This window comes from Conexibacter sp. CPCC 205762 (assembly GCF_030646155.1).
Lineage (GTDB): Bacteria > Actinomycetota > Thermoleophilia > Solirubrobacterales > Solirubrobacteraceae > Conexibacter.
Map to the genome: position 1 here is coordinate 1 of NZ_JAUTDN010000017.1, position 16917 is coordinate 16917.

Below are 16917 nucleotides of genomic sequence, written 5' to 3' on the forward strand. Positions count from 1 at the left end.
CGCGCCTGCCGCCGCACCCGCGCCTGCTGCCGCACCCGCGCCTGCCGCCGCACCCGCGCCTGCCGCCGCACCCGCGCCCGCCGCGCCGCCCGCGCCCGGCGGCGCCTTCGACCTCGCGGCGCTGCGCGAGATCTGGCCGGCGGTCATAGACGCCGTCCGCGCCGACAACGCGATGCTCGCCGCCGCGCTCGGGGAGGCGAGGCCGTTCGACGTGACCGGCTCCGAGGCGGTCTTCGCCTTCTCGCCCAGCGCCGCCTTCTTCAAGCGCAAGGCCGAGGGCGACGAGTGCAGGCGGCTCGTCGCCGCCGCGCTGCTGGCGCTCGCGGGCGTGAGCCTCAAGCCGGTCTACGAGCTGCGCGACCTGACCGAGGTGGAGCCGGAGGCCGCCGCGGCCGCGGCGCCGGAGCTGTCACACGACGAGCTGGTCGCGAGGTTCGTGGCAGAGTTCGAGGCCGAGGAGCTGATCGACGATCCCGAGGAAGGCGGCGCCTGATGCCCCAGCCGAACATGCAGAAGATGCTCAAGCAGGTCCAGAGAATGCAGGCCGACATGGCGGCCGCGCAGGAGAGACTCAAGGACGAGGTCGTCGAGGCGGCCGCGGGCGGCGGCATGGTGACGGTCAAGATCAGCGGCGACCTCGAGGTCAAGTCGATCACGGTCGACCCTGAGGCGGTCGACCCCGAGGACGTCGAGCTGCTGCAGGACACGATCCTCGTCGCCGTCAACGAGGCGATCCGCGCCGCGCAGGAGCTCGCCGAGAGACGGATGGGCTCGGTCACCGGCGGCCTCGGCGGTCCGGGCGGCGGCCTCGGCGGGCTCGGGATCCCGGGCTTCTAGCCGCGCAGAGCGAGCCAGCGCCGACCATGTCCACCTTCGCGCCCCCCGTCCAGCGGCTGATCACCGAGCTCGGCAGACTGCCGGGCATCGGCGGGCGCACGGCGCAGCGGCTCGCCTTCCACCTGCTGCGCGCCTCCGAGGAGGACGCGCTCGCGCTGGCCGAGGCGATCAAGGACGTGAAGGCGAGAATCGGCCTCTGCGAGATCTGCTTCAACCTCGCCGACGGCCCGCGCTGCCGCATCTGCTCCGACGAGCGCCGGGACGCGAGCCTGATCTGCGTCGTCGAGGAGCCGTCCGACATCATCCCGATCGAGCGCACGCACGAGTACCACGGCCGCTACCACGTGCTGGGCGGCGCGCTCTCGCCGATCGACGGCGTCGACCCCGAGGACCTGCGGATCGCGGAGCTGTACAGACGCGTTACGGCGACGCCCGAGGACGGCGCGCCGGCGATCCGCGAGGTCGTGCTCGCGACCAACCCGACGACGACCGGCGAGGCGACCGCCCTGCACATCGCCGACCAGCTGCGCGAGCGCGCCCCGCAGACGGTCGTCACGCGCCTCGCCAGCGGCCTGCCGGTCGGCGCCGACCTCGAGTACGCCGACGAGCTGACGCTCGGCCGCGCGCTCGCCGGTCGCCGCGCGCTCTCGTAGCGCCCCGGTCACTCCCGCACCGCGCGCCTCGGTTACCCTAGGACGACTGTGTCAGGAACCGTGGTCATGAAGTTCGGCGGGACCTCCGTCGCCGACTCCGAACGACTCAAGCGCGCCGCGCGCCGCATCGTCGCCGCCCGCGAGGAGGGCAACAACGTCGTCGCCGTGCTGTCGGCGCGAGGCAAGACGACGGACGAGCTGGTCGCGCTCGCGAACGAGATGTCGGACACGCCCGACCCGCGCGAGATGGACATGCTGCTGTCGACCGGCGAGCGGATCTCGTGCGCGCTCTGCGCGATGGCGATCAACGACCTCGGCCACAAGGCGATCTCGCTGACCGGCTCGCAGGCCGGCATCGTGACCGACACCTCGCACACGAAGGCGCGCATCCTCGACGTCCGCGCCGACCGCATCAGAACGGCGCTCGACGAGGGCCTGATCGTGCTCGTCGCCGGCTTCCAGGGCGTCTCGACCGCGCAGGACGTGACGACGCTCGGCCGCGGCGGCTCGGACACGACCGCCGTCGCGCTCGCCGCCGCCGTCGACGCCGACGTCTGCGAGATCTACACCGACGTCCCCGGCGTCTTCAGCGCCGACCCGCGGATCGTCCCGGACGCCAGAAAGCTCGATGTCGTCTCGTTCGAGGAGATGCTCGAGATGGCCTCCTCGGGCGCGAAGGTGCTGCAGCTGCGCTCGGTCGAGTACGCGCGCAACCACGGAGTGCGGATCCACTGCCGGTCGAGCTTCGACGACTCCACCGGTACCTTTGTCGTCGGAGAGCAGGAGACCATGGAGCACGCCCTCATCACCGCCGTTGCGCACTCGACCGACGAGGCGCGCCTGTCGCTCGTCGGCGTGCCGGACGAGCCGGGCGCTGCCGCCAAGATCTTCGCGGCGCTGGCCGACGCGAACTGCAACGTCGACATGATCATCCAGAACGAGCCGCTGGAGGAGGGCCGCAAGGCCGAGGTCTCCTTCACCGTCCCGCGCGACGACCTGCGCGCCGCGCAGGACGCGCTGGAGCCGGTCGCGGCCGAGCTGGGGATCGACTCGGTCGAGTCGGTGCCGGAGATGGGCAAGGTCTCGATCGTCGGCGCCGGCATGAAGTCGCATCCGGGCGTCGCGGCGAAGGTCTTCCAGGTGCTCGCCGAGCACGAGATCAACATCGAGATGATCTCGACCTCGCCGATCAAGATCTCCTGCGTGATCGCCGCCGACCAGGTGCCGACGGCCGTGCGCGCGCTCCACGGCGCCTTCGAGCTGGGCGCCGACGGGATCGTCGCCGAGGCGCCGATCGGGGAGCAGGCGCGATGAGCGGATTCAGTTCCCGCCCGCCCGCCCCCTACCGCCTTGCCGTCGTCGGTGCGACCGGCCAGGTCGGCACCGTCATGCTGCAGCTGCTGAGAGAGCGCGGCTTCCCGACCTCCGAGGTCGTCCCGTTCGCCTCGGAGCGCTCGGCCGGCAAGGTGCTCGACGGCGGCCTCGTCGTCCAGCCGCTGACCGACGAGACGATCCAGGGTTTCGACGTCGCGATCTTCTCCGCCGGCGGCTCGACCTCGGGCGAGTGGGCGCCGAAGTTCGCCGAGGCGGGCGCGGTCGTGATCGACAACAGCTCGAAGTGGCGGATGCACGAGGACGTCCCGCTCGTCGTCTCCGAGGTCAACCCGGAGGCGCTCGACGGCCACAGAGGGATCGTCGCCAACCCCAACTGCTCGACGATGCAGATGGTCGTCGCGCTCAAGCCGCTGCACGCGGAGGCGGGCATCGAGCGGCTCGTGATCTCGACCTACCAGGCCGTCTCCGGCACCGGCAAGGTCGGCGTCGACGAGCTGCTGGGCCAGGCGAAGGCCGTCGTCGAAGGCGCCGAGGTGCCGGCCGCGCAGGCCTACAAGCATCAGATCGCCTTCAACGCGCTGCCGCACGCGGGCAACTTCGCTCCCGGTGACGACCACACCGACGAGGAGCGCAAGCTGATCAACGAGACGCGCAAGATCCTCGGCGACGAGTCGATCCGCGTCAGCGCGACCTGCGTCCGCGTGCCGGTCGTCAACGGCCACTCGGAGGCGGTCAACGTCGAGACGCGCCGGCCGCTGTCGCCCGAGCGGGCGCGCGAGCTGCTGCGCGCGGCGCCGGGGATCACGGTGCTCGACGACCCGGACGCGAACAGCTACCCGCTCGCGATCGAGGCCTCCGGCCAGGACGACGTCTTCGTCGGCCGCATCCGCCGCGATCCCGGCAACGAGCAGGCGCTCGACCTGTGGGTCGTCGCCGACAACCTGCGCAAGGGCGCGGCGCTCAACGCCGTCCAGCTCGCCGAGCTGCTGCACGAGCGCGGGCTGATCGGCAGCGCGGCGCGCGCCGCGAGCTGAGCTGGGCGCGGCCGGGCCTGTCGTGAGCCCGCGGTGATCGACCTCCACTGCCACCTGCTGCCGGCGATCGACGACGGTCCGCCGGACCTCGGCGCCGCGCTGCGGCTGGCACAGGCGCAGGCCGCCGCGGGCGTGCGGACGGTCGCGGTCACGCCGCACGCGATCGCCGCCTGGCCCAACGACGAGGCGAGGATCGCGCGCGGGCTGATCGAGATGCGGACGGCGCTGAGAGCGGCGTCGATCCCGCTGGAGCTGGTGCACGGCGCCGAGGTCGACCTCAGATGGGCGCTGGGGCGCAGCGACGAGGAGCTGTCGGGGCTGACGCTCGACGGCGGCCGCTGGCTGCTGCTGGAGTCGCCGCTGACGGCGACCGCGCCGCTGGAGGAGGGCGTCGCGACGCTGCGCCGCCGCGGCTTCGAGATCCTGCTCGCCCATCCCGAGCGGGCGCCGCTGCTGCAGCGCGAGCCGCAGCAGGTCGCGCGGCTGGTGCGCGCGGGCGTGCGCACGCAGGTGACGGCCGGCGCGCTGGAGGGCAGATTCGGCCGCCACGTGCAGCGCTGCGCGCTGGCGCTGATGGAGTCCGGTCTCGCCCACACCTTCGCGTCGGACTCGCACAGCGCCGAGAGACGCCGGCCGGGCCTGCGCGAGCCGCTCGAGCAGGCCGGCTTCGGCGCCGCCGTGCGGCTGCTGTGCGAGGAGCACCCGGCGATGGTGCTGGCCGGCCAGGCGCCGCCGGAGACGGTCGCGCTGAAGCGCCGCCGCGGCCTGCTCGGCCGTCTGCGCGGCTGAGCGGCGCGCACGCCGCGCCCGGCCCGACCGCTCAGTGCGCCGCGGGCTCGCCGATCCGCGCCAGGTCGCGGCGCGAGCGGACGCCGAGCTTGCGGTAGATGTTGCGTGCGTGCGTGCGCACCGTCTCGACGCCGACGTGCAGCGCGATCGCGATCTCGGCGTTGGAGCGGCCCTGCTGCAGCTGCTCGAGCACGTCGGCCTCGCGCGGCGTCAGCAGCTGCGGTCCGGCCTGGCGCGGGCTCTCGGCGCCGAGCGGGTCGCGCGCGGTGCGCGGCAGCACGTGCAGCCCGCGTGAGGCGAGATGGATCGCGCTCAGCACGTCGCGCGCCTGCGTCTCCTTCGACAGGCAGGCGGTCGCGCCGAACGCGAGCATCTGGTTGCACTCGGCGGGGGAGGGGCGGTTGGCGAGCACGATCAGGCGCGTGGCCGGGTTGGCGCCGGCCAGCTCGCGCACGTCGGTCGGCCGCTGCAGCGAGCCGAAGTTGAGCAGCGCGACCTGCGGCGCATGGTCGGCGACGGTGCCCGCGATCCGCTCGGGCGGCACGTCGTGGGCGACGACCGCAAGGTTCGGGTCCTCCTCGATCAGGGCCCGCAGACCGCGGCCGACGAGGTCCTCGAACCGGCCGATCATCACGCTGACAGGGGCACGGAGAGACATCCGACTAGTGAGAGTCTACTTGTCGGTGTGACAACGAGGGGAGGTTCATCTCACCCCTGTCTACCCCTTCGCCTCACCCCTCGATCCCCCGTGCGGTCCCCCCAAGATCACCCCCGCGAGGGGACGACAGCCGGGGTGGGATCCGCGAGTATCCCTTTCGTCTTCTGCCCCACGGACACGACGGCAGGGGTTACGGCCGCAGAGACGATTCGCCTTCCGGGAGGCTGGCGCTGTCTCTGACATCTGGGGTAGAAGGTCCCCGGCCATTGCGTTGCGATTCCGCATGGCCCCGGGGCGCTCAAGCGCCAACGCCGGTCCGCGTTCCCCCGCGCGGGCCGGCTGCGCGCGGCCCTTCTGGAGCGCCCGGCGTTCGGCCCTCGCCCGCCGCAACCGTCGTCACACGCGGCGGCCGGCGCGGCGGCAGGCGGCCGGCCGGGCCGGCTCAGGGCTTCGCGATCGCGGCCTGCACCGCGCGGCGCAGACGGCCGATCGTCACGACGCCGCGCAGCACGCCGGCGCGGTCGACCGCCATCACCGCGCCGAGCGAGCGCATCCCGTCGGCCTCCAGCAGCTCGCGCAGCGTGCGGTCCTCGTCGATCCGCCAGCGCTCGTGCTCGTCCGGGTCCATCAGCTCGGCGACCGGCAGCACCGGGCGGCCGCTCTCGACCGCCTCGCGCGCGCCGTCCTCGCGCAGCACGCCGACGAAGCGGCCGGCCGCGTCGACGACCGGAAACCACGGCCAGCGGTAGCGCAGGAAGAACTCGTCGAGCGCGCGGTCGGCCGTCAGCTCCTGCGGGACGCTCACCGGCTGCTCGTCCATGATGTCGGCGACGCGCACGTCCTCCAGCTGCGCGGTGAAGACCGTCTGCGCCAGCAGCGCCCGCGCCGAGCCGCTGATCACGAAGCCGACCAGCAGCGCCCATATGCCGATGAACGGGTCGAACGCGACCAGCGCCCACAGGCCGAGGCCCATCAGCACGATCCCGAGCACCTGGCCGAGCCGCGCCGCCACGCGCGAGCCGCGCTCCTTGTCGCCGGTCAGCTGCCACACCAGCCCGCGCGTGAGGCGGCCGCCGTCGAGCGGGTAGGCGGGGATCAGGTTGAAGAGGAGCACGATGAAGTTCATCGTCGCCAGCCAGCCGAGCGTCAGCGACAGCGGCGTCGTCGGCAGGTCGTTGCGCAGCAGCGCCGCGTCGGCGAACTCGCTCGGCCCGTAGGCGACGAGGCAGACGAGCGCGCACAGCAGCAGCACCCCGAACGTCGCCAGCGGGCCGGCGCCGGCGACCTGCAGCTCCTCCTTCGGCGTGCGGCTCTCGCGGCTCATCAGCGCGAAGCCGCCGAGCGGCGAGAGCGTGATGCCGGCGACCTCGATCCCGTGCCGGCGCGCCGCCAGCGCGTGTCCCAGCTCGTGCACGATCACCGACGCGAACAGCAGCAGCGCGGCGATCACGGCGGTCACGTACGCCTGCGTGTCGCTGCCGCCGAGCGACCGCTGGAACTCGTCCGAGAGCCAGAAGATCACCACGAACAGGACGACGAACCAGGTGAAGTCGACTCCGACGCGGATGCCGAAGATGCGGGCCAGCTGGATCGATCCGCTCCTGCCGAACATGCTGCAATGGTCGCACAGCGACGACTTCAGACCCGCGAGGAGGCCCATGAGCGGTCCATTGCAGGAGCTGCGCCAGCGGCTCGCCGAGATCAGTGACCTCAGCAGCGCCGTCGCGGTGCTCGACTGGGATCAGCAGACGATGATGCCGGAGCGCGCCGCGCCGCTCCGCGCGGAGCAGCTCGGAACGCTCTCCGGAATCGTCCACGAACGCGCGACCGACGAGGCGATCGGCAGGCTGCTGCACCAGCTCGAGGGCGAGGAGGAGGCGCTGCGCGCGGCCGACCCGGACTCCGACGACGCCGCGCTGATCCGCGTCGCCCGGCGCGACTACGAGAAGTCCAAGCGCGTCCCGGCCGAGCTGGCCGTCGAGATGGCGCGCGCCGGCGCGCTGGGCCACCAGGCGTGGGTGCAGGCGCGCGCGAGATCGGACTTCGCCGCGTTCCTGCCGTTCCTGCAGCGCAACGTCGAGCTGAAGCGGCAGTACGTCGAGCTGTTCGCCGACGAGAGCCCGGACGACCCCTACGACGTGCTGCTCGACGACTACGAGGAGGGGATGAAGACGGCCGAGGTCGCCGCCCTCTTCAGCGAGCTGCGGGCCGCGCTCGTGCCGCTGATCGCGCGGATCGCCGAGCGCGCCGACGCGGTCGACAACGCGCCGCTGCACGGCGACTTCGAGCCGGCGCGCCAGGCCGTGCTGCTGCGCGGCGTGCTGGAGCGGCTCGGCTGGTCGCCCGACGGCTGGCGGCTGGACGAGGCCGCGCACCCGTTCGCGACCAGCTTCGGACCGACCGACGTGCGCCTCACGACCCGCTACGACCCGTCCTACATCGGCATGTCGCTCTACGGCGCGATCCACGAGATGGGCCACGGCCTCTACGAGGCGAGCGTCGCGCCGCAGCTCGCGCGCACGCCGCTGGCCGGCGGCGTCTCGCTCGGCTGGCACGAGTCGCAGAGCCGCCTGTGGGAGAACGTCGTGGGCCGCGGGCGGCCGTTCGCCGGCTTCCTCCACGGCGAGCTGCAGCGGACCTTCCCGGAGCGGTTCTCGGGCGTCGATGCCGACCAGTTCTACCGCGCGGTGAACAGAGTCCAGCCGTCGCTGATCCGCGTCGAGGCCGACGAGGCGACCTACGGACTCCACATCATCCTCCGCTTCGAGCTGGAGCGGGAGATGCTCTCCGGCGCGCTCGACCTGAAGGACCTGCCGGAGGCGTGGAACGCGCGCATGAAGGAGTACCTCGGCGTCGACGTGCCCGACGACGCCGACGGCGTGCTGCAGGACGTCCACTGGTCGGCCGGCGAGATCGGCTACTTCTCGACCTACGCGCTCGGCAACCTGATCGCGGCGCAGCTGTGGCAGAAGGCGCGCACCGACCTGCCCGACCTCGACGCCCAACTGGCGGCCGGCGACGGCGCCGCGCTGCGGGCCTGGCTCGGCGAGCAGCTGCACAGATACGGGCGCAAGCTGCCGCCGAAGGAGCTGCAGCGGCGGGTGCTCGGCGGTCCGATCCAGGTGCAGCCGTTCGTCGACTACCTGACGACGAAGCTGACCCCGCTCTACGGTCTCTCGTAGCGGCGCGAACCGCCGCCGTCGCGCCTCGGTTCGGTGCGACGGCGCGGTGGTACGTTCGCGCGCATGGAGAGAGTCATCCGCGCGCTGGCGCTCGCGGGCTGCTGCCTCGTGGCCGCATCCGCCAGCGCCTCAGCGGCGAAACTGCCGGCAGGCCTCGACCTGCGCAACGCCGACCGCTGCGAGTTCATCGCCGGCCGCGACTGCATGCTGCCGTTCCCCAGCGACCGCTTCACGATCCGCGACAGACGGACCGCGACCGGGCTGCGCGTCCACTTCACGCGCGCCTCGATGCCGGCCAACCAGAACGGCGTCCGCATCGACCCGGCCGAGTGGAACCGCAACGACGGCTTCAGCCCCGGGCAGCAGATCGTCGTCCAGGTCCCCGGGCTCGACAGGGACAAGGCGCTCGCGCGCACCAGAGCCGTCACGCTCTCCGACCTGTCGCAGTACAAGCGCAAGGACCAGCCCGTCCTGCTGCTCGACGCGCAGACGGGCAAGCGGCAGCTGATCTGGGTCGAGCTGGACGCGCAGGCGACGAGCGCGAAGGAGCGCACGCTGCTGATCCACCCGGCGAGAAACCTCGCCGAGGGCCGCCGCTACGTCGTCGTGCTGCGCGACCTGCGCAACGCGAAGGGGAGAGCGCTCACGGCGCCGCCCGGCTTCCGCCTCTTCCGCGACGAGATCAGAACCCGCAGCCGCGCCGTCGAGCTGCGGCGGCCGCAGTTCGCGTCGATCTTCAGAACGCTGAGAAGGGCGAAGGTCGCGCGCGACAGAACGCTCTACCTGGCGTGGGACTTCACCGTCTCCTCCGAGCGCGCGCTGACGGAGCGGATGCTGCAGATCCGCGACGACGCCTTCAAGCAGCTCGGCGACACCGACCTCGCCGACCTGAAGGTCGAGGGCACCGCGCCGAGATACGCGCTGCAGGCCGTCACCGACTTCACCCCCGAGCAGAACCCGCTGATCGCGCGGCAGGTCGAGGGCACGGTCGAGGTGCCGTGCTACCTGAACGTCGTCGGCTGCCCGCCCGGCGCCGGCTATCACTACCCCGACAGAGGCGCCGACACGCTGCCGAGCCAGATCCCCGGCAACGTCTACCAGGCGAGATTCCTCTGCATCGTGCCGCGCGCCAGCGGCGTCGCCGGCGGCCCGGTCGCGCCCGCGCGGCCGTCGCTGTACGGCCATGGGCTGCTCGGCCGCCACACCGAGGTCACCGCCGCCAACGTGCAGGCGATGGCGCAGGAGCACGACTTCGTCTTCTGCGCGACGCCGGAGATCGGCTTCGCCAACGAGGACATCGTCACCGCGATCACGATGCTCGGCGACTTCTCCAACTTCGGCAGATTCGTCGACCGCATACAGCAGGGCCTGCTGAACGAGCTGTACCTCGGCCGCCTGCTGGTCCACCCGCAGGGCCTCGCCGCCGACCCCGCCTTCCAGACGGCCGACGGCCAGCGGCTGATCGACACGACCCGCCTCTTCTACGACGGCAACAGCCAGGGCGGGATCCTCGGCGGCGCGCTGACGGCGTTCGCGCCCGACTTCGACCGCGCCGTGCTCGGCGTGCCGGGGATGAACTACAGCGTGCTGCTGCCGCGCTCGACCGACTGGGGCCAGTTCTCGCCCGCGTTCGACAACGGCTACCCGGCCGAGCACTCGCGGCCGCTCGTGCTGACGCTGGCGCAGATGCTGTGGGACCGCTCGGAGGCCAACGGCGTCGCCCACCACATGACGAGCGACCCGTTGAAGAACACGCCCAGACACGAGGTGCTGCTGCACGTCGCGCTCGGCGACTTCCAGGTCTCGGACACGATGGCGCAGGTCGAGGCGCGCACGATCGGCGCGCGCGTCCGCACGCCGCTCGCCGACGCCGGCCGGATCCCGGTCAGATCGCCGTTCTACGGGCTGAAGCCGATCGGCGGCTTCCCCTACGCCGGCTCGGCGCTGGTGCTGTGGGACGCCGGCCCGGTGCGCGACGGCGGCGCGCTCGGCAACAACCCGGCGCCGCTCGTCAACCGAGCGCCGGTCGAGGCGGTCGACGGCGGTGCCGCCAACGACGGCCACGACCCGCACGGCCTGCCGCGCGCGACGCCGGCCGCCCGCGCGCAGAAGTCGGAGTTCCTCAGAGTCGGCGGGCGCGTCGTCGACACCTGCGGCGCCGGCACGTCCTGCTACTCCGGGACCTGGACAGGGCGCTAGAGCCGCGGCCGGTGCCGCTCCACGATCGCGCCGAAGGCGACGTGGGGCGGCAGCGTGCCGAAGGCGCTGCCGTGGTCGCCGGTCAGCCGCGAGGCGAGGAACGCCTCGCGGACGGCCGGCGGCGCGTGGCGCACCAGCAGCGAGCCCTGCAGCGCGAGCGCCATCGCCTCGACCGTGCGGCGGGCGCGCAGCTCGGCGTCGGTCGGGTCGGCGAGCCGCTTGCGCAGCGTCGCGACGTGCGCGTCGAGGCGCGGATCGGCGCCGTCGGTCAGCGCCAGCTCGGCGAGGAACGCCTCGCGGGGGCGGGTGGGATCTGAATCATCGTGGAGCGCGCGCAGGACGTCGAGGCAGATGACGTTGCCGGATCCCTCCCAGACGGAGTTCAGCGGCGCCTCGCGGTAGAGCCGCGGCAGCCCCGACTCCTCGACGTAGCCGTTGCCGCCGAGCACCTCCAGCGCCTCGGCGGCGTGCGGCGCCTGGCGCTTGCAGACCCAGAACTTCATCACCGCGGTCGCGATCCGCTTGAACGCCTGCGCCTGCGCGACCGCCGCGGGGTCGCCGGCCGGGTCGCCGGCCTCGTCGTAGGCGCGCGCCAGCCGCATCGCGGTGACCGTCGCCGCCTCCGACTCGACGCACAGGTCGGCGAGCACGTTGGCCATCAGCGGCTGCTCGTTCAGCAGCCGCCCGAAGGCGCTGCGGTGGGCGGCGTGGTGGGTCGCGAGCGAGACCGCCCAGCGCATCCCCGCGGCCGAGCCGATCACGCAGTCCAGGCGCGTGTGGTTGACCATCTCGATGATCGTCGCGACGCCGCGGCCGGGCTCGCCGACGAGCTGCCCGTAGGCGTTGCGCAGCTCGACCTCGGAGGAGGCGTTGGAGCGGTTGCCGAGCTTGTCCTTCAGCCGCTGCAGCTGGAAGGCGTTGCGGCTGCCGTCGGGCCGCCAGCGCGGGACCGCGAAGCAGGAGAGCCCCTCGCCCTCGATCTGCGCCAGCATCAGGAAGAGGTCGCACATCGGCGCCGAGCAGAACCACTTGTGGCCGTTCAGCGCGTACTCCGCGCCCGCGCCGCCGGCGCCGACCGCCTTCGCGACGGTCGCGTTCGCGCGCACGTCGGAGCCGCCCTGCTTCTCCGTCATGCCCATGCCGCAGAGGGCGCCGGTCTTCTCGGCCGCCGGCAGGTCGCGGCTGTCGTAGCGGGCCGAGGTCAGCCGCTCCTCCCACGTCTCCAGCAGCTCCGGCTGCGCGCGCAGCGCCGGCACGGCGGCGAACGTCATCGTGATCGGGCAGGCGTGGCCGGCCTCGGGCTGCGTGAGCGTGAGGAACAGCGCGGTTCGCGCGGCGTGCGCGCCGGGCCGCTGCTCGCGCCACGGCAGCGCGTGGACCGCGTGCTCGACTGAGGTCCGCATCAGGTGGTGCCAGGAGGGATGGAAGTCGACCTGGTCGACGCGGTTGCCGAAGCGGTCGTGCGTCTTCAGTCTCGGCGGGTTCTCGTTCGCCTCGAAGCCCCAGCGGATCGCCTCGCCGCCCGCGATCTCGCCGACCATCGCCGCGTCGGCGGCGGCCCAGCCGCCGCCTTCGCGCTCCAGCGCCTCCACCAGCGGGCGGTTCTCGCTGAACAGGTCGAGGCCCTCCAGCGGAGGCGGCTGGTTGGTGACGCGGTGCGTTGCCTGCGTCTCCCCGGGCGGCGCGAGGGACATGAGTGACAGTCAAGCACGATCTGCACGCCTCCCGCGCAGCTTGGCGACGACACGCTGACGCGGCCTTTGTCTGACAATCGGCGATAGCATCGCGCGGCTACCCCGGAAAATCGAAAGGCTCGAGGCCAGTGACTGACAAGCAACCCGTACGCGTCACCGTCACCGGTGGCGCCGGCCAGATCGGCTACGCCCTGCTGTTCCGCATCGCCAGCGGCGCCCTGCTCGGGCCCGACCAGCCGGTCTCGCTGCGGCTGCTGGAGATCACCCCGGCGCTGAAGGCCGCCGAGGGCGTGATCATGGAGCTGGACGACTGCGCCTTCCCGCTGCTGCACAGCGTCGACGCGACCGACGACGCCAACGTCGCCTTCGACGGCGCCAACGTCGCGCTGCTGGTCGGCGCGCGCCCGCGCTCCAGAGGGATGGAGCGGGCCGACCTGCTGGAGGCCAACGGCGGCATCTTCAAGCCGCAGGGCGAGGCGATCAACGCCCACGCCGCCGACGACGTGAAGGTGCTCGTGGTCGGCAACCCGGCCAACACGAACGCGCTGATCGCCGCCAGCAACGCGCCCGACGTGCCGAAGGACCGCTTCCACGCGATGACGCGGCTGGACCACAACCGCGCGATCGCGCAGTTGGCGAAGAAGACCGGCGCGGCGGTGAAGGACATCACCAACGTGACGATCTGGGGCAACCACTCGGCGACCCAGTACCCGGACATCTTCCACGCGCAGGTCGGCGGCAAGAACGCGGCCGAGCTGATCGGCGACCAGGCCTGGCTGGAGAGCGACTTCATCCCGACCGTGCAGAAGCGCGGCGCGGCGATCATCGACGCGCGCGGCGCCTCTTCGGCGGCCTCGGCCGCCAACGCGGCGATCGACCACGTGCACGACTGGGTGCTCGGCACGCCGGCCGGCGACTGGGTCTCGATGTCGGTCCCGTCGGACGGCTCCTACGGGGTGCCGGAAGGGATCATCTCGTCGTTTCCGTGCACGACCGAGGACGGCACGTACGAGATCGTCCAGGGGCTGGAGATCAGCGACTTCTCGCGCGCGAAGATCGACGCCTCGGTCAACGAGCTGGTCGAGGAGCGCGAGGCGATCAGGCAGCTCGGCCTGATCCCGTGAAGAACGCCTGAGGGGGACCGTCGGCGCGGAGGGGGTCGCGCCGGCGGTTCTGCTGGCTACCCCGGCAGCCAGCCCTTGTCTTCGCGCCGCACTCTGCCCTCTTCCTCCAGCTGGGGGAGGATGCGGTACAGGTAGTTCGGCTTGATGCCCATGTGCTCGGCCAGCTCGGGGATCGTGATCCCCGGGCGCGTGCGCACCAGCTCGACGGCCTGCGCCGCGCGGGTGTTCTCGCCCCTGCTGCCGCGCGGGCGCCCGCGCCGGGTGCCGTTCACGCCATTGCTGCGCGGAACGCTCCCACGCGCCCGTACGCGCCCGTTGCGCGGCAGCTCGACACCACCGAGAGCCGCCGCGGCGGCTTCCAGCCTGTGGTACTCGTCGAGCAGCGGGCGCAGCTCTCTCAGGCGCCCTTCGATCTCTTTCACCTTTGCGTCGAGAAAGTCAGCCACTTCGTTTCCGGTCCTTTCTCCTGTCTGGGTCCCGAGGTGGAAAACACAAACGTTCACGACGCGACCCGTTGACGCATGGTCGAATCGCCCGCCCCCTGAATTCCCCCTACGTATGTGTTCAACTAGCCGCCCCAGTCACTGCGGTTCAGCCGGTTGAGCCGAATCTTAGCGCGGTGCGGCGTCACCTTCGACCAGTGCAGCGCACATTGCCCGACTTCACTGATCAGGAGCTTTCCAGCAACTGCTTCAGCCGCTCCAGTGACCGCACCGCCTCACGGTGTGAGAGACCGCCGACGAGCACCCGCCCGGCGACCGCGCCGAGCGGGCCGCCCGGCGGCTTGAAGGTGTTCTCGTAGGTGAAGCGGGTGCCGCCGGCCGGCGTCGGCTCCAGCGCGTAGACGATCGACGCCTGCGAGTGGGCGGGCCCGCGGCCGTGCCACTCGGCGCGCGTCGGCGGGTCGAGCGCGACCACGCGCCAGTTGACGTGCAGGTGGGCGCCGCGCAGGTTCATCGTCTGCTCGAAGGTCGAGCCGACGCGCAGCTTCGCGGGCGTGTCCTCGCCGAGCGCACGGTGGATCGTGACCCAGTCGCCGAGCCTGCGCGGATCGAGCAGGACCGCCCAGACGCGCTCCGGCGGCGCCTCGATCTCGATCGCGGTGGTGACGAGCGTCATCTGCCCAGGACCCTATCTCGCCGCCAGCGGCTCATCGCGCTCCCACTCGCGCAGCGCGTGCTCGATCGCGGCGTCGAGCCGGTGCAGCCGCACGTCCAGCAGCGCCGCCGTGTCGCCGGCGCGCGGCAGCAGGTCGCTCGTGAGCCCGGCCATCAGCGGGCCGACCAGCTCGTGGCGCTCGCCCGCGATCGCGGCCGCGACGCGGCTGGCGATGCTCGCGGGCGCCGGCGGGTCGAACGGCAGCACCGGCCGGTCGAGCAGCATGTGGTCGCGGATCCGCTCGATCAGCTCGCGGTAGCTGACGACGTCCGGCCCGGCGAGGTCGAGCGAGCGCGGCGCACCGGCCGGCAGCTGCGCCGTCGCGGCGCGCGCGACCGTCTCGACGACGTCGCGCTCGTCGACCGGCTGGGTGCGGAAGTCGCGCCAGCCCGGCAGCGCCAGCACCGGCATCCGCTCGATCAGCCGCACGAGGAAGCGGAACGAGCGCGAGCCGGCGCCGATCACGATCGAGGCGCGCAGCGCGAGCGGGTCCGGCACGGCCGCCAGCAGCGTCTGCTCGACCACGAGCCGGCTGGCGAGGTGGGCGGAGGGCGCGACCGCCGTCGGCACCAGTCCGCCGAGGTAGACGATCCGCCGCACGCCGGCCGCGCGCGCCGCCGTCGCGAAGCGCTCCGCCGAGGCCAGCTCGCGCGCCTCGAACGCCGCGCGGTCGCCATCGGGCGGCGGCTCCATCGAGTGGATCAGGAAGTAGGCGACCTCGACCCCGTCGAGCGCCGCGTCGAGGCCGGCGCCGCTGACCGCGTCGCCGAGCACGAGCGGGACGTCGACGGCGACGCGAGCCGCGTCGCGGGCGAAGCCGCGCAGCTCGTGACCGTCGTGCCGGAGGCGCGGGACGAGCCGCGATCCGACGAACCCGCTGACGCCCGTTATCAGGATTCGCATGCCTGCGACAGCATGACGAACGCAGTTCCCGGAAACCTCCGCAAATACCGGGGAGTTCTCGGACCCCATAGCAAAAAGTCGCGGATTTGCAGGTGAAAGTAGACGCGTCAAAAAGTTCCTGCGTTTTGCGGGAATCGACGTTGAGTCCGCTCGGCAGGTTTGTTTGACTGCCGCCTCCCCCAAGCAGAGCAGGCGGCCGTGAGGCCGGACGAAGGAGGTCGAAGGACTAGATGGCAAAGGGTCGTGTGAATGGACGCAGAGTCGGTTGCGAAGACTGCTTCTTCCGTCAGAACCTGCTCTGCGCGCTCGCGGACGACGAGCCTTGCGCGACCTTCCGGCCAGCCAGTCCCGAGGGCCTCCGGCCACCGCGTCAGCTGCGCTTCCAGTTCCGTCAGGAGCGCCGCACGCAGGCCGTCTGGGCGATGCCCAGCGCGCAGGAGCAGGCCGCGCTCCACGCCTGACCGGCGCGTCACCTGAAAAGCGGTGCGCAGGAGGCACGGCGCCGGGCGGCGGTCACACGGCTAGAGTGTCCGACCCACTGTGGGAAGGTCCCCGGCGTGAAGATCACCGTGCTCGGAAAGTCACCCGCCTGGCAAGACGCCGGCGGGGCGTGCAGCGGCTACCTCGTCGAGGAGGGTGACACGACGCTGCTCGTCGACTGCGGCAACGGCGTCTTCGGCAAGCTGCGCGAGGCCGTCGACTACATGGCAGTCGACGCGGTCGTCGTGTCGCACCTGCACGCCGACCACTGCATCGACTTGATCCCGTACTCGTACGCGCTGTCGTACTCGCCGCGGGCGCGGGCCTTCCCGCATCCGCGCCCGACGCTCTACGCGCCGCCCGGCGGCAGGGACGTCTTCCGCCAGATCACCGGCGCCTGGAACGCCCCGGAGCTGGTCGAGCAGGCCTTCTGCCTGATCGAGTACGAGCCCGACCGCACGATCGAGCTGGGTCCGCTGACGATCACCTTCCGCGAGGTCCCGCACTTCATCCGCACGCACGCGGTCAAGGTGACCGGCCCCAGCGGCAGCTTCACCTTCGGCGCCGACTGCTGCCCCAACGAGGCGCTGATCGAGTTCGGCCGCGACGCCGACCTGCTGATGCTGGAAGCGACGCTGGAGACGCCCGAGGACGGCCACCGCGGCCACCTCACCTGGGCCGAGGCCGGCACGCTCGGCAGAGCGGCCGGCGCCAAGCGGCTGGTGCTGACCCACATCGCCGCCGACGACGACCTCGACAAGGCCCGCGCGGCGGCCGAGGCGGCCTTCGGCGCACCGGTCGAGATCGCGGTCGAGTTCGCGACCTACGAGCTCTGACGCAGACGCGCCAGCGGCGCCCGCCGCGCAAGGTC

The 16917-nt window shown here is 72.3% G+C and carries 15 protein-coding genes and 1 pseudogene; 10 read left to right on the forward strand and 6 right to left on the reverse strand.

Annotated features, from left to right (window positions below):
• From Q7L73_RS14530 to Q7L73_RS14555, 6 genes and pseudogenes are all read left to right on the forward strand, one after another.
• Positions 1–493, forward strand: a pseudogene (locus Q7L73_RS14530) (hypothetical protein); the annotation flags it as partial.
• Entirely contained in the window at positions 493–837 is a 345-nt protein-coding gene (locus Q7L73_RS14535) for a YbaB/EbfC family nucleoid-associated protein (protein ID WP_304690450.1), read from the forward strand. The pseudogene Q7L73_RS14530 and the gene Q7L73_RS14535, both read left to right, overlap by 1 nt.
• A 26-nt stretch (positions 838–863) precedes the next feature.
• Positions 864–1490 (forward strand): recombination mediator RecR, encoded by a 627-nt coding sequence (gene recR / locus Q7L73_RS14540; protein WP_304690451.1) that lies wholly within the window; start codon positions 864–866, stop codon positions 1488–1490.
• Between the two features lie 66 nt (positions 1491–1556).
• Positions 1557–2804, forward strand: a complete 1248-nt coding sequence (locus tag Q7L73_RS14545) for an aspartate kinase (RefSeq protein WP_370552389.1) — start codon at positions 1557–1559, stop codon at positions 2802–2804.
• Positions 2801–3859: an aspartate-semialdehyde dehydrogenase gene (locus Q7L73_RS14550; RefSeq protein WP_304690453.1), complete on the forward strand. Its 1059-nt coding sequence runs from the start codon at positions 2801–2803 to the stop codon at positions 3857–3859. Before Q7L73_RS14545 ends, Q7L73_RS14550 begins: the two co-directional genes overlap by 4 nt.
• 33 nt (positions 3860–3892) lie before the next feature.
• Entirely contained in the window at positions 3893–4648 is a 756-nt protein-coding gene (locus Q7L73_RS14555) for a tyrosine-protein phosphatase (protein WP_304690454.1), read from the forward strand.
• A 31-nt stretch (positions 4649–4679) separates the two neighbouring features.
• Here Q7L73_RS14555 and Q7L73_RS14560 read toward each other — a convergent pair whose 3' ends face one another.
• Complete coding sequence (locus Q7L73_RS14560) at positions 4680–5306, reverse strand: response regulator transcription factor (RefSeq protein ID WP_304690455.1); 627 nt, start codon at positions 5304–5306, stop codon at positions 4680–4682.
• Between the two features lie 442 nt (positions 5307–5748).
• Complete coding sequence (locus tag Q7L73_RS14565; RefSeq protein ID WP_304690456.1) at positions 5749–6918, reverse strand: site-2 protease family protein; 1170 nt, start codon at positions 6916–6918, stop codon at positions 5749–5751.
• A 46-nt stretch (positions 6919–6964) separates the two neighbouring features.
• Between Q7L73_RS14565 and Q7L73_RS14570 the strand changes: the two genes are divergently transcribed.
• Positions 6965–8488, forward strand: a complete 1524-nt coding sequence (locus tag Q7L73_RS14570) for a carboxypeptidase M32 (RefSeq protein ID WP_304690457.1) — start codon at positions 6965–6967, stop codon at positions 8486–8488.
• Positions 8489–8551: 63 nt separating this feature from the next.
• Positions 8552–10687, forward strand: coding sequence for a hypothetical protein (locus tag Q7L73_RS14575; RefSeq protein WP_304690458.1), 2136 nt, complete (start codon positions 8552–8554; stop codon positions 10685–10687).
• On the opposite strand, the gene Q7L73_RS14580 is transcribed toward Q7L73_RS14575, so the two are convergent.
• Complete coding sequence (locus tag Q7L73_RS14580) at positions 10684–12381, reverse strand: acyl-CoA dehydrogenase family protein (protein WP_304690459.1); 1698 nt, start codon at positions 12379–12381, stop codon at positions 10684–10686. The two genes, Q7L73_RS14575 and Q7L73_RS14580, sit on opposite strands and share 4 nt — an antisense overlap.
• A gap of 128 nt (positions 12382–12509) precedes the next feature.
• Between Q7L73_RS14580 and Q7L73_RS14585 the strand changes: the two genes are divergently transcribed.
• Positions 12510–13505 (forward strand): malate dehydrogenase, encoded by a 996-nt coding sequence (locus tag Q7L73_RS14585; RefSeq protein WP_304690460.1) that lies wholly within the window; start codon positions 12510–12512, stop codon positions 13503–13505.
• Between the two features lie 56 nt (positions 13506–13561).
• Here Q7L73_RS14585 and Q7L73_RS14590 read toward each other — a convergent pair whose 3' ends face one another.
• The 3 genes from Q7L73_RS14590 to Q7L73_RS14600 form a co-directional block, all read right to left on the reverse strand.
• Positions 13562–13951, reverse strand: a complete 390-nt coding sequence (locus tag Q7L73_RS14590; protein ID WP_304690461.1) for a MarR family transcriptional regulator — start codon at positions 13949–13951, stop codon at positions 13562–13564.
• A 223-nt stretch (positions 13952–14174) separates the two neighbouring features.
• Positions 14175–14624 carry an SRPBCC family protein gene (locus Q7L73_RS14595; protein ID WP_304690462.1) on the reverse strand — a complete coding sequence of 150 codons (450 nt, stop codon included), beginning with the start codon at positions 14622–14624 and terminating at the stop codon, positions 14175–14177.
• Between the two features lie 12 nt (positions 14625–14636).
• On the reverse strand, positions 14637–15566 hold the full coding sequence (locus Q7L73_RS14600; protein ID WP_304690463.1) for an NAD(P)H-binding protein: 930 nt from the start codon (positions 15564–15566) through the stop codon (positions 14637–14639).
• Positions 15567–16123: 557 nt separating this feature from the next.
• Here Q7L73_RS14600 and Q7L73_RS14605 point away from each other — a divergent pair.
• A complete protein-coding gene (locus Q7L73_RS14605) occupies positions 16124–16882 on the forward strand; it encodes an MBL fold metallo-hydrolase (RefSeq protein ID WP_304690464.1) in 759 nt (252 codons plus the stop codon).
• Positions 16883–16917: the final 35 nt, after the last annotated feature.